The 12,947-nt window shown below is 37.4% G+C and carries 13 protein-coding genes; 6 read left to right on the top strand and 7 right to left on the bottom strand.

The genetic code is table 11. The features are described from left to right. Nucleotides 1-127: 127 nt before the first annotated feature. From ABR854_RS08225 to ABR854_RS08210, 4 genes are all read left to right on the top strand, one after another. Nucleotides 128-916, top strand: coding sequence for a cbb3-type cytochrome c oxidase N-terminal domain-containing protein (locus tag ABR854_RS08225; protein ID WP_350264926.1), 789 nt, complete (start codon nt 128-130; stop codon nt 914-916). 88 nt (nt 917-1,004) lie between these two features. Further along, a complete protein-coding gene (gene ccoG, locus ABR854_RS08220) occupies nt 1,005-2,426 on the top strand; it encodes a cytochrome c oxidase accessory protein CcoG (protein WP_350264925.1) in 1,422 nt (473 codons plus the stop codon). 125 nt (nt 2,427-2,551) lie between these two features. Continuing rightward, entirely contained in the window at nt 2,552-2,989 is a 438-nt protein-coding gene (locus tag ABR854_RS08215) for a FixH family protein (protein WP_350264924.1), read from the top strand. Nucleotides 2,990-3,081: 92 nt separating this feature from the next. Beyond that, entirely contained in the window at nt 3,082-3,777 is a 696-nt protein-coding gene (locus tag ABR854_RS08210) for a sulfite exporter TauE/SafE family protein (protein WP_350264923.1), read from the top strand. 55 nt (nt 3,778-3,832) lie between these two features. Here the strand turns inward: ABR854_RS08210 and ABR854_RS08205 are convergent, their stop codons facing one another. From ABR854_RS08205 to ABR854_RS08195, 3 genes are read right to left on the bottom strand one after another with little or no spacing between them, the layout of a single operon-like run. Beyond that, a complete protein-coding gene (locus tag ABR854_RS08205; RefSeq protein WP_350264922.1) occupies nt 3,833-4,618 on the bottom strand; it encodes an alpha/beta hydrolase in 786 nt (261 codons plus the stop codon). A 10-nt stretch (nt 4,619-4,628) separates the two neighbouring features. After that, nucleotides 4,629-5,735, bottom strand: a complete 1,107-nt coding sequence (locus tag ABR854_RS08200) for an alcohol dehydrogenase catalytic domain-containing protein (protein WP_350264921.1) — start codon at nt 5,733-5,735, stop codon at nt 4,629-4,631. Further along, entirely contained in the window at nt 5,732-6,538 is an 807-nt protein-coding gene (locus ABR854_RS08195; RefSeq protein WP_350264920.1) for a phytanoyl-CoA dioxygenase family protein, read from the bottom strand. Before ABR854_RS08195 ends, ABR854_RS08200 begins: the two co-directional genes overlap by 4 nt. A 136-nt stretch (nt 6,539-6,674) precedes the next feature. Between ABR854_RS08195 and ABR854_RS08190 the strand changes: the two genes are divergently transcribed. Together ABR854_RS08190 and ABR854_RS08185 are read left to right on the top strand one after the other, a co-directional pair. Continuing rightward, nucleotides 6,675-7,517, top strand: coding sequence for an AraC family transcriptional regulator (locus ABR854_RS08190; RefSeq protein WP_350264919.1), 843 nt, complete (start codon nt 6,675-6,677; stop codon nt 7,515-7,517). 31 nt (nt 7,518-7,548) lie between these two features. Continuing rightward, nucleotides 7,549-8,007 carry a hypothetical protein gene (locus ABR854_RS08185; RefSeq protein WP_350264918.1) on the top strand — a complete coding sequence of 153 codons (459 nt, stop codon included), beginning with the start codon at nt 7,549-7,551 and terminating at the stop codon, nt 8,005-8,007. 209 nt (nt 8,008-8,216) lie between these two features. Here the strand turns inward: ABR854_RS08185 and ABR854_RS08180 are convergent, their stop codons facing one another. The 4 genes from ABR854_RS08180 to ABR854_RS08165 all read right to left on the bottom strand — a co-directional run bounded on the left by ABR854_RS08180 (nt 8,217) and on the right by ABR854_RS08165 (nt 12,932). After that, nucleotides 8,217-9,638, bottom strand: a complete 1,422-nt coding sequence (locus ABR854_RS08180; protein ID WP_350264917.1) for an amidohydrolase — start codon at nt 9,636-9,638, stop codon at nt 8,217-8,219. Between the two features lie 100 nt (nt 9,639-9,738). Next, nucleotides 9,739-10,581: an alpha/beta fold hydrolase gene (locus ABR854_RS08175; protein WP_350264916.1), complete on the bottom strand. Its 843-nt coding sequence runs from the start codon at nt 10,579-10,581 to the stop codon at nt 9,739-9,741. A gap of 92 nt (nt 10,582-10,673) precedes the next feature. Further along, entirely contained in the window at nt 10,674-11,777 is a 1,104-nt protein-coding gene (dprA, locus tag ABR854_RS08170; protein WP_350264915.1) for a DNA-processing protein DprA, read from the bottom strand. A gap of 36 nt (nt 11,778-11,813) precedes the next feature. After that, on the bottom strand, nt 11,814-12,932 hold the full coding sequence (locus tag ABR854_RS08165) for an endonuclease/exonuclease/phosphatase family protein (protein WP_350264914.1): 1,119 nt from the start codon (nt 12,930-12,932) through the stop codon (nt 11,814-11,816). Nucleotides 12,933-12,947: the final 15 nt, after the last annotated feature.

Here is a 12,947-nt window from a genome sequence, read left to right as displayed (position 1 = left end):
ACATGGAAAACCTTCCTTTCGACAACGAAAAATAGGTTTTCAAGAATCGGGGTCTGGACTAAACTATCGACTTTCGTCCGTGGACCATCGACTAAAAACAAATTATTAATCATTAAAATTGTCATAAATGAACTTATCATTCAAAACAGGAGATGAATTGATTCTATTCTTGGTATTGGTAACTCTCGTCATTTTTGCAATCGTCATTTTGTTTGTAGTGTTCGGAATTTTCCGTGCCTTAAAACAAATTGATGCCGAGCGAAGTGGTAAAATCATCGAAGCATTTAGCTTCAATACTTGGTGGAAAGGCTTAACAGGGGCAGTGCCTTTGGAAAAAGAAGAAGTGATTTTATTGAATCACAATTATGATGGAATTAGGGAGCTTGACAATCACCTTCCACCTTGGTGGAAATATCTTTTCTACGCTACGATTGTATTTGCTGTTTTCTACCTGCTCGATTATCACGTTTGGTATTCAAGCCCTTCACAGGAGGAAGAATATTTAAATGAAGTAGCCGTGGCTGAGAAGCAAATAGAAGAATACCAAGCTAAAAATGCGAATAGTATTGACGAAAAAACGGTAAAACTCTTAGTTTCTGATGCAAAAGTTGTAGCCAAAGGCAAAGAGATTTTTACAGGAAAATGCGTCGCTTGTCATGGTGCAGCGGGTGAAGGTGGAGTTGGACCAAACCTTACTGACGAATACTGGTTGCACGGTGGAACTATCAGCGATGTTTTCAAAACCATTAAAAATGGTGTTCCAGAAAAAGGTATGATTGCTTGGAAAGCTACCTTGAAACCAAACGAAATGCAAGATGTATCGAACTATATAATGTCGATTGCGGGTACAAATCCGCCAAATGCAAAAGCTCCGCAAGGAGACAAAATAGCTACTGATTCGTCAGCAGTTAAATAAAACCTACTCCCAACCCTTTGCTTGTAGGTAAAGGGTTGGGGTTTTATTCGGCACAACAAACGCAACGCCGAACCTCTATAAAAACAAAATGAATACATCATCAACTATCGAAGAGTTTTATGAAGAAGAATTCCGTGATACAATAGCCACGGTAGATGCCAACGGAAAACGCATTTGGTTACATCCTAAAAAACCAAAGGGAAGTTTTCATAACAAAAGAATCATTGCTACAATTATTTTTCTAACGATTTTCTTTTCTGTTCCTTTCATCAAAATTGGTGGTCAACCGCTTTTAATGATGAATATTTTTGAGAGAAAGTTTGTGATTTTTGGTCAACCTTTCTTTCCTCAAGATTTTGTGTTGTTTGGTATAGGAATGATTACTTTTTTTGTATTTATCATTCTCTTTACGGTAGTTTATGGCCGTTTTTGGTGTGGCTGGGCTTGTCCACAAACAGTTTTCTTGGAAATGATTTTCCGCAAAATAGAATACTGGATTGAGGGTGACGCACGTCAACAACACAAACTCGACAGCGGTCCGTGGACTTCCGAAAAAATTAGAAAGAAGACGCTCAAGCATTTTATATATATTGTTTTTTCGGTGATTATTGCCCATTTCACAATGGCTTACATCATCGGAATCGAAGAAACCATCAATATTGTAAAGGTTTCACCCGCTGAACACTGGTCGGGCTTTATCGGAATCATTGTTTTTACTGCTCTATTTTACTTTGTTTTTACTCGTTTGCGTGAGCAGGTGTGTATCGCCATTTGTCCGTATGGTCGTTTGCAAGGGGTTTTGATGGGTCGTAGTACAATGGCCATTATGTACGATTTCGTGCGTGGCGAACCAAGAGGTAAGCTTACAAAAAATCCTGAAAAAGTTAATGGTCAAAAACACGGAGATTGCATTGATTGTGCATTATGTGTGCAAGTTTGCCCAACAGGAATTGATATTCGTAACGGAACTCAGCTCGAATGTGTCAACTGTACAGCTTGTATTGATGCTTGCGATGAAGTAATGATAAAAGTTGATAAACCAACTGGGCTTATCAAATACGCATCTCAAGAAAGTATTGAAAAACGTACACCATTCAAAATGTCGGTCAGGGCTTATGCTTATTCGGTTGTTTTGGTGCTTTTGGTTGCGGTTGAAGCATTTTTATTGATAAATCGCTCAATGGTCGAAACCACAATTATGCGTGTACCTGGGCAAATGTATCAGGAGCAACCAAACGGAATTATCAGTAATTTATATAATGTTCAGTTTATCAATAAAACTTCTGAACCAATTCAACTGACACTCAAAGTGGCTGATAATAAGGGTACTATACGCATTCAAGGCGGGATACTCAATGTGCCAATGCAAGGCCGAACTGATGCCGTATTTTTCTTAGATATGCCAAGAAATAAGGTCACAGAAATAAAAACGCCACTAAAAATTGAAGTTTATAACGGTAATACGCTCGTAGAAACCGTAAAAACCAACTTCTTAGGGCCAGCGGAGTAGTTTAATTAATTAAGAATTAAGAATTGAGAATTAAGAATGATATGTTTTTTTGCACTCGGAAGTTCAAAAATTTAACGATTTTTCTAATTTTTAATTCTTAATTCTCCATTCTTAATTCAAAAAAAATGAACTGGGGAAAAAAAATAGCAATCGTTTATTTAAGTTTTGTTGGTTTTATGGGCTTTTTAGTCTGGAAATGCCTTCAACAAGACGATATTCATTTGGTTAGTCAAGATTATTACCAAAAAGAATTGGCGTATCAAGATAACATCGACCAGATGAATAACACAAATCAACTTTCTACACAATTGAAATTTGATTATGTATCTGAAAGCAAGACTGTTAAGTTAGATTTTCCGAAAGAGTCAATTGGCTCAACGGGTAAAATTAATTTCTATCGCCCAGCCGATGCACGTAAAGACTTTTCTTTAAATCTCGACATTGCCAATACCGAAAGTCAATCAATTCCAGTAGCAAATCTCGACCGAGGTTTGTGGGTGGTAAAAGTATCGTGGAATAAAGACGGCAAAGGATATTACAAAGAAGAAAAAATGACTTTGTAATCAGAAATGATACAAAAGACAAAAGATTTTTTGAAATGCGTTCTCTTGTCTTTTGTCTAATATCTTTTGTCTAATATATCTTGTCTAAAAATATGTTTTACTCAGCATTCATAATGGGCTTTATTGGTAGTTTGCACTGCGTTGGTATGTGCGGGCCAATCGCCATGATGTTACCCGCCGATACTTCCAAACGCTGGAAATTTATCGCAGGAAGAGTATTATATAACGTTGGGCGATTGTTGACTTATTCGATTCTTGGCTTATTTGTAGGTTTTATAGGTGAAAGTACCACTTACTTTATGTCGCAAAAGTCACTCTCTATACTTTTGGGTGCTTTGATTTTGATTGGCGTATTTTTACCCAAAACTTGGCAGCAAAAACTCAGCCTGAATAATTATGTATTTGGCTTTACAAACTATATAAAAGGGACATTATCAAAGCTTTTAAAAAAACATTCACTGACTACACAATTCTCGTTTGGTGTTTTAAATGGCTTTTTGCCTTGTGGATTGGTTTATGCGGCATTAAGTGGAGCATTTCTCACTGAAGCACTTACTGATGGAATGTTATTTATGTTTTTGTTCGGTTTAGGTACATTACCGATGATGTTGGGGGTGAGTTTGGGGGCAACTTGGCTAAGAAAAACATTCGGTTCAAAACTTCCAAAACTAATTCCCATTACGTATTCATTAATCGGCTTATGGTTAATTTTTAGAGGCTTAATTATTTCGTTCCCACATATTATTAAGCAGAATATTGATTTATCAAATATTCCGTTTTGTCATTAGAATTTATTAGGTTTAGGTTGGAAAAAGCAAGAGATTTTCTCTTGCTTTTTTTATTTTATCCCAACTGTTCGTTAAAAAATAATAAGGTTTTAGCAAGATGTTCTGTCCAATATTCCCAAGTATGGCCGCCCGAAAATTCTTCATAAATGTGTGGTACTCTGTGGTTTTCAAGTTCGATGTGTAATTGCCGATTGTATTCTATTAAAATATCATCAGTTCCACAATCAAATCGGAAAGTAGGGATGAGGTTCTGATTTCTCAAAATCCATTCTAAAACACCATCTTGCACTAAGGCATCTTGTTTTAATTGCTCAAAATCAGCCACAAATTCACCGATTTGATTGAAATGAGTGATGGAAGAAAGTCCAGAAAAAGCCCTAAATACGTTAGGATATTTCGCTCCCAAACGCAAAGCTCCAAATCCACCCATCGAAAGTCCAGCAATAAAAATTGGAGATTTATCAGTTATTTGTGGATATTGTTCTTTCATTACTTTAATCACATCTTCTAGAATCCAGCGTTCGTAATCAGCAGTTTTATGTGTAATATAACCGCTTCCGTCGGCATAGAGTCCATCCGAAGGCATTGCCAGAATCATCGGTTTTATTTTCCCAGTTTCTATGAGACTTTGGGCGGTTTTGTGGGCATTACCCTTCATTACCCACGCCCAATGACTGCCATAAACACCATGCAACAAAATAACAAGAGGAGTTGCTGATTTTCCTGAACCAGACGGAGCATAAACCGTAATATCAGCACGTTGTTTTAGGGCATTACTTTTTACTGTAATGAAATCTAAGCCTTGAAAAGTAGCTTTTTCGGTGGTGAAAAATTGACTCATATTCTATTTTTTAAAACACAATAACACCCTTAGCATTGCGGCCTGCGTGCATATCGGCAAAGGCATTGGGTAAATCATTGAGCGAATACGTTCGAGTAACCATTTTATCCAAAATCAATTCGCCTTTGGCGTAAAGGTCTTGTAAAATCGGGAAATCAATTTGCGGACGAGTTTTGCCGTAGAGTGGATTGATATAGATTTTGTCCCATTCAAATAAATTCATATCAATGACAATCTCTTGTTCGATTCCGCTCACTTGAACGGCCATACCAGCATTGCGAACCATTGCCAATGGAGCAGCCCCAAGTTCGGGAATGGCAGTACACTCGAAAGCATAATCGGCCCCTCGTCCATTTGTCATGGACTTTACAACTTTGGCGGCTTCGGTCAAGCCTTTATCGCTTTTTTCTGCTAAAACAGTGTGCGTTGCACCATATTCTTTCGCCATTTCGAGTCGTAATGGATTAATATCTACGGCAATGATTTTCCCAGCACCCGAAATTCTCGCTCCTTGAATCACATTCAAACCAACGCCTCCCGTACCCAAAACCACTACCGAACTACCCGATTTTACTTTGGCGGCATTTACTACTGAACCATAGCCAGTCATTACACCACAACCCACAATAGCCGCTGACGAAAATGGCATTTCGACGTGCATTTTCACACAAGCAGCTTCTCGAACGAGTGTGTATTCCGACATTGTTCCGAGACTAAAAGCCCTTTCGATAGCTATATCTTTAAAAGTAGTCGAAGTAAAAGTGGCATGTCCTTCGCTTACTTTATTTCCTGCCGTTACGGCCGAGTTTCTCTCGCAAATGTGTTGGTTTCCCTCTTGACATTGAAAACATTCATAGCACGGAATTGCCCAATTGAGCATGACTTTATCACCAACTTTAAGCGATTTTACGTTTGAGCCGACTTGTTTAACAATTCCTGCTCCTTCGTGACCCATTACTAAAGGTTTGCCCCACGACTGAGAGTCCCAGTCGGTATGGCAGACTCCAGCGGCTTTGATTTCGACCAAAACTTCATCACCTTGTGGTTCGGCGATTGATATTTCTTGAATGGAAAAACTACCTTTTCCATTGGCAACTGCGGCTTTGCAATGTATCATTTGCTATAAATTACAGGGTTCAAATAAGTCTCAATCACTTCTCCTACTTTTGCTCCTGGACACCAAACTTCCCAGTCTTTTTTCTGATTTTCGTTTTCGGGTTCTTTCAAAATCATATCTCTGTCCATATAAATCATCGTCATAACCTTACGGATTTGGTCTGTGTTATTAGCACCTGCACGGTGGAAAACCCAGCCAGAATGAAAGCTTACTTCGCCCAAATCGAACGGTTCGATTACATGCTTAAAGTCGGTTACTCTTAGTTTTTGCTGAATCTTTTGTTCGCTATCGTCGCTGATAGCCAATTCACGCCCTTCGACAATGGCATGGCTTCCCGCACTAAATTCTAAGGGACCCATTTCGAGCGGAACAGGCTGCAATGGAATCCAAGCCGTTATAGTTTTATCGGTGCTTAGTGGCCAATAATATTGGTCAGCATGCCACGGTGTTATTCCGCCTCCTGCTTCTTTAAAAAGAGCTTGGTCGTGGTAAAGTCTTGCTCCTTCTGCTTGCATCAATTCGGCGGCAATTTGCCCCAAACGTTTGCTCAAAACAAACTCTTTACATGTGTCATCTTCACGCCAAAGATTAAAAATTTGAAGAAATGCCTTTCCATAAGTATCTCTTTGGTCGATGGGCTTATCTTGCTTATTGATTTCGTTTACTTTTCGAGTGATGGCCTCGCCATAGTATGCCAGTGTTTCGGCATCTAACACATTTTTTAGCTTAATATAGCGATTTTTTTTATAAAACTCAATGGCATCGGCTGGCAGTTGATAAGTTTCGTTTAACAGACTTTTCATTGCTTAGATTTGTTTAAATAGATTTGATGCAAAGTTGAATATATTTTACGTGGTGAGATTTGAGTTTTTTTTCATATAATTGTCTTATATTATCATAATTATAAGAAATTAAATAGTGGAATGAGAAAATGAAACTATGAAAGCAGTTTTTGAGCAATTAAATACAGAACAGTCAAGTTCATTTATTTTCCGAAAATTCGATGTCCCGAAGTTCGACGCACCTTTTCATTTTCATCCAGAATACGAATTAACTTTAATTTTAAAAGGAGAGGGGCAACGCTACGTTGGGCAACAAGTGAATGATTTTTTTGCGGGTGATTTAGTTTTTTTAGGAGCGAATTTGCCTCATTGTTGGGTTAATCAACCAATAGAAAATAAAAATGCCTCTGCTATCGTGATACAGTTCGGTGACTTATTTTTAGGAAAAGGTATATTAGATTTACCCGAAATGAATAAAATGAAAGCTTTTTTAGAAAAATCAAAATCGGGTTTTGAAATAGTGGGTAAAACAAAGGAAATATTAACAGAAAAAATAGTAACCTTACAACTAAAAACACCTTTACAAAAAATTGCTGGCTTATTAGAAATCTTTGATATTCTGGGTAATTCAACGGAAATTGTTACAATTGATGATTTCTTTTTCGAGCATCAATACAACCAAGCAGAGACGGCACGTTTTCAAAAGGTTTTTTCGTATTTGATTGAAAACTTTAAAGAAGAAATAACTCTCGAACAAATTGCTAATATTGCCGATTTATCGCCAACGTCGTTTTGTCGATATTTCAAAAACATTACTAAGAAAACCTTTGTTGAGGTTTTGATTGAGTTTAGGCTACAATTTGCTTGTCAGTTACTCAACAAAACTGACTTGCCAATTCAGCAGGTAGCGTTTGAGAGTGGGTTTGGTGATGTTCCGTATTTTAACAAATTGTTCAGGAAGCACAAAAACTTAACTCCAAAAGAATGGCGAGGGAGATAACTCATTTTTGTATTGAAAAATATTAGAACAAATGGCTAACGAAAAGATTAATTTACAAGCCCTCGAAGGAAAATGGTATATAATTTTATCTAATTTCCCGATGTGGTTGAAAGGTGATAAAATCAATCCGACTTTCAATTACAAGGTGGCTGAAAGAGATGGAGTTATGGGTTTGATTGATGAAGTGAAATACACTCAAAACGGTCGAACTAAATCAATCAATGGTTTTGATAAACCTTTAAATAGTGAAAATACTTCGTTTGAATGGCGTGGCAATGGCTTGCTCTCACTTTTATCAAGCAAATGGCAGATTTTATACTTAGAAACTGCCGAAAATTGGGCAATCATTTACTTTGAAAATACACTTTTTACACCCAAAGGATATGATGTAATTTGCAGAGAAAAACAGCCAAATGGCCTGATAATGAGAAAGATAGAAGAAAAACTAAGAGAATTGAAAATCAGTGAAAAGGTAAAAAAAATATCGTGATAGATTTTCGATTCTATCACGATATTTTTTTTCTCCTTTTAGAAATAAGGTCGGTTAGTTGGTATAACCTTCATGCTAAAAGTTCTATGCCTATATTATAGATTAGCGATTGATGATTACAAATTGAAGAATTTTCAGAATTATGGTATAATATTCAAAAATCTTCAATCATCATTCCTTAATCTGCAATTTCTAAATGGTTCGGTGTTTTACTTCCTATAATCTAAAGCTGGTTTTCTATCGCCAACCATTGCTTGGTATTTGAATTCTTTCGTACCACGAGCTTTTTCGAACTCTGCTTTTGCATCTTTCAATGTTTGCGGACTTTCAAATAGGTCAGTCACAGTCAAAGCCATTGTTTTTGCCGCATTTACCATTCCTTTTCTTCCGATACTCATGCCACCAGCGGCCACCGCTTGCCAGCTATGGGCAGGCGTGCCAGGAACCCAAGTTGCAGTTGTTAAGCCAACAGTCGGAACTGTCCAACTCACATCACCAACGTCAGTTGAACCACCACCACCTTTTTCAGCAGTTAAAGGTTTTACGCCAGTTCCATCTTCAAATTTTACACTTTCAATACCCAAACTTTTGCTAATTTTTTCGGCAAATGCTTTTTCTTCTGTTGTATAAGTTAAGCCACCAACTTTTGATAGGTTTGCGTGCATAACTTTTGCAAGTGTTTCGTTGGGCAATAATTCATAAGTTCCGCCTGTCAATTCCCAATCCACACGAGTGCCAGTTCCCATGGCTGCACCTTTTGCCGCATTTTCGATTCTCGACCAGACGTCCATCACATCGGTTCTACGTGGACTACGAGCGTAATAATAAACTTCAGCAAAATCAGGTACAACATTTGGTGCTTTTCCGCCATTCGTGATTACGTAGTGAATACGAGTATCAGAAGGTACGTGTTCACGAAGCATATTTACCATATTGTCCATTGCCTCAACACCATCGAGTGCCGAACGACCTTTTTCGGGTGAAGCCGCCGCATGAGCTGAAACGCCATAAAAACGGAATTTCCCAGATTTATTGGCCAATGAAGTGCCAAAACTTGCACTATTCGATGAACCTGGGTGCCAGTGAACTACGGCGTCAACATCGTTGAAAAGTCCTTCACGAACCATATAAACTTTTCCCGATCCACCTTCTTCGGCTGGTGTTCCGTAAAAACGAATCGTTCCTTTGATATTATTGGCTTTCATGTATTCCTTTACAGCAATCGCTGCGGCTGCCGATGCAGTGCCGAATAAATGGTGTCCACACGCATGGCCTGCAATTCCACCAACTGTTTTTTGATCAGCCGTCGAATCTTGAGACAAGCCTGGAAGTGCATCAAACTCCCCCAAGATTCCAATAATTGGTTTACCTTCACCAAAAGTTGCCGTAAATGCTGTAGGAATTCCTGCGACACCTTTTTCGATTTTAAAACCTTCTTTACTAAGAGTTTCCTGCAAAAGTGCCGAACTTTTAGTTTCTTGATAGCCCACTTCGGCATAATTCCAGATTTGTTTGGCAATTCCGCCATAATACATTTCTTTTTTACCGATACTTTCGAGCATTTTATCTTTGGGCGATTGGGCAAAAATACTCACACTAACGAGAGAGCATAAAATAAAGAGTTGCTTCATGATATTGAAGAAGATTGGTTAATGGTTAGTTTTTTAGTCAAAGGTCAGTAGGCAATTGTACACAGTAAATAACTTTTGACAATCGACTATCGTCTGTTGGCTACTTAAATATTTCTTTTTTCACCAAATCGGGTCTTGAACTTGAAATCAAGTGACCTGATTCGGGAATAAATATAAATTTAGCATTTTTTCCGATAAGCATCTTTTTTGCGAACGAAAAATTTGTTGTGTCAACAATCCAATCTTTTCCACCGGCCATCACAGTGACCTCCGAATTAATTTTTTGCCAATCATTTTTAAGTATTTTTAACTCTTTTATGTGTGCGTATTTTTCATCAGTGGCAGTGTTCATGCGTTCTGGAAGAAACCAACGAACTAAGAAAATTTTTCCAAATTTAGAAAACCACCAAAATTTTTCAGTATCTGGGTCTATTGCTGGTGAAAGTAATACAATTTTTTCGATTTTATCGGGGTACATTGCCGCCAGTTTTGCTGCTACTGGGGCACCATACGAACGTCCGATTACAATTGCTTTTTTGTTTGAATGATTACTTTTTAAAGCCCAAATAATACTTTTTGCTTGTTCTTCTAAGCTATAAACTTTCTTTTTAGGGCGTTTTTGAGATTTTCCGTAACCAGGGCGGTCAACTGAAATAAGATGAAAATTTTGTTGAAGCAAACTATCGTCCAGTAAATTCAGATAACCATCCCACGAACCTGGAGCTCCATGAACAAATAATACAGGTTGAGCGGTTTCAACACCAAAAGTTACGTAATGAAGTTTTGTTGAATCATTTTCTATGATGTGAAATAAGGGTTTTGAAATCCGATTGGCATAATGAGCTTTTAACTCCTTTTCGGTCAAAATCCAACGACTAAAGCACGAAACGAATACTACACTAAGAGTCAGAAATACAAAAATAAGTTTTAGACGAGATTTCACTTTGATAGCTAATTGACTGATTATAAACAATGATTACAGTCATATAAACGCAGTTTGAGGATAAAACGTTTGATAAGAAATGAAATTTAACATTACTTTAAGCCAAACTTTTTCCCAGGCATAGCCTTGATGATGCCTTGAAATTCGAGATTGAGTAGGAGCGAAGCCAATCGGTTGAGTGGTACTTGTGTTTGCCAACTAAGTTCATCAATTTGCATTTCGCCGTGAGTACGTAGATGCGAAATCACTTGAGCTTCCTCGTCGGTAAAGATGCTTAAATCATCATCGTTTTTCTTGAATTTTATAGTATCAGGATTTTCGTCTAAATCCCAATTAAGAGCTTCAACGAGGTCATTTATCTGAGTGTAGATACTCGCTTTATTTTTCTGAATAAGTTTATTACAGCCTTCCGACACTTTATTGGCCAACGTACCTGGAACTGCAAAAACTTCTCGATGATAATTATTGGCGAACTCGGCTGTTACCATTGCTCCACCTTTGGCAGCAGACTCAACTACAATTGAGGCATCACTTAGCCCAGCAATGATTCGATTACGGGCCAAAAACATATTCCTGATGGGTTGTTTGCCAAAGGAATGTTCGGAAATAATACCACCATTTGTTACGATTTGTTCTATATATTTTTCGTGTTGAGAAGGATAAATTACATCAATTCCACTGGCCATTACTGCAATTGTAGGTAAACCAAAATCAATTGCGGCTTTATGTGCTGTAATATCAATTCCATAAGCTAATCCGCTCACAATCAGTGGATTGTAGTTTTTTGATTGCTCGACAATACTTTCGGTTACTTTTTTGCCATAATCTGTAGCTTGACGGGTGCCAACAATTCCAATCGAACGAAAATGGTCTAAGCTTGCAGTTCCTCTGTAATATAAAACTGCAGGAGCATCATAAAGAGGTTTTAGGCGTGAGGGGTAATTTTTATCGGTAGAAAAGAAAAGTTGAACTCCCAGTTTTTCGGCGTCTTTTAAGGTTTTTTCGGCATCAGATAGCAAATCTTTCTTCTTTAAGCCCTCAATTACAACTCGACCAACGCCCGAAATCTTTAGTAATTTATCAGTTTTTGCTTTGAAAACATTTTCTGCTGAACCACAATAGCTAATTAATTGTCGGAAAAATACGCTTCCAACACCTTCAACATTTGATAATGCAATCTGATAAATTTTTTCCATGTACAGCAAAAGATAATAATAAGTGTTTACCCAAATTTACTTCAAAATATATTCTCCCCAAATTGGGTAGTGGTCAGAATAGGGTGTTTCTGAGAAAGTTTTGAATCGTTTCACTTCGAGTTTTTTTTCGTCATAAAATAAGTTGTCAATTCTCAGAAAACCAGGTTTTCTGTGATACGTAAAGCCAAACCCTCGTCCTGCATCTTCAAAACTATTTCTTAAATATTTTCTAATTTTTCCATAAGCGAAACCATACGGCAATTCGTTCAAATCTCCACAAACCATCACTGGGTATGGACTTTCTTCAATCCATTTTTCTAATTCTTTAACTTGAATAGCTCTATCTTCAAAGCCCCCTTTGAGTTGATGATATATTGTTTTGGCTTCTTTTTTTGCGAGTTCTTTGTCTTCTTTTGCTTCAATTACCTTCTGTACACGTACCCCCATTGAGCGTAGTTGTACATTTATGACCCGAATAGTATCTTTTTTTATGATAATATCGGCAGAAAGTAAACCATTATGATTGATTGACCAATGTTTTTCTTGTTTTCTAATAATCGGGAATTTAGAGAAAATCGCTAATCCAATGTCACCTTGTCCTCGGTCATTGCCAGGTGTTGAGTGAACGTAAGTATAATATTTGTGTGTACCTCTAAATTTTTTGATGGTACTGAATTGCGGAAAATCGTCCCAATTGTATAGTTCTTGTATACATTTAATATCAGCATCGATATCAACAGCTTTTTTTACTAAATTAATGGCATTTGTTGTGTCGTGTTCGTGAATATAAGTAAAAGCGTCGCACCACATTATATTATAGCTCAACACACTAAAACCACTTCGAGCATCTCGATTATCAATATTGTGCCATGTGATGGTGCGTAGGATAAAAGGATATCCAATGATTAATAATGTAAAAGACATTAATGCTCGTGGAGAAAGTCGTATCAGCCAGATCAATAAAAAAATTCCGTTAGCTACCAAAACAAAAGGCATCGACATCATCAAAAAACCCGCCAACCAATGTTTTACACTAACCGAATAGCTTAACTGATATACCAATAAAGTATAGACTGCAAGCAATATATTCTGGAAGAACAAAAAACGTTTAATTATTTCTTTTATCAACTGCATTATTGGGTTGAGGAGTGGCATTTATGCCTAAAATTA

The sequence above is a fragment of the Emticicia sp. W12TSBA100-4 genome, from assembly GCF_040253585.1.
In the GTDB taxonomy this organism is placed as follows: Bacteria; Bacteroidota; Bacteroidia; order Cytophagales; family Spirosomataceae; genus Emticicia.
Note: the sequence above shows the minus strand (reverse complement) of the source record. Positions and strands in the feature narration are given on the sequence as shown.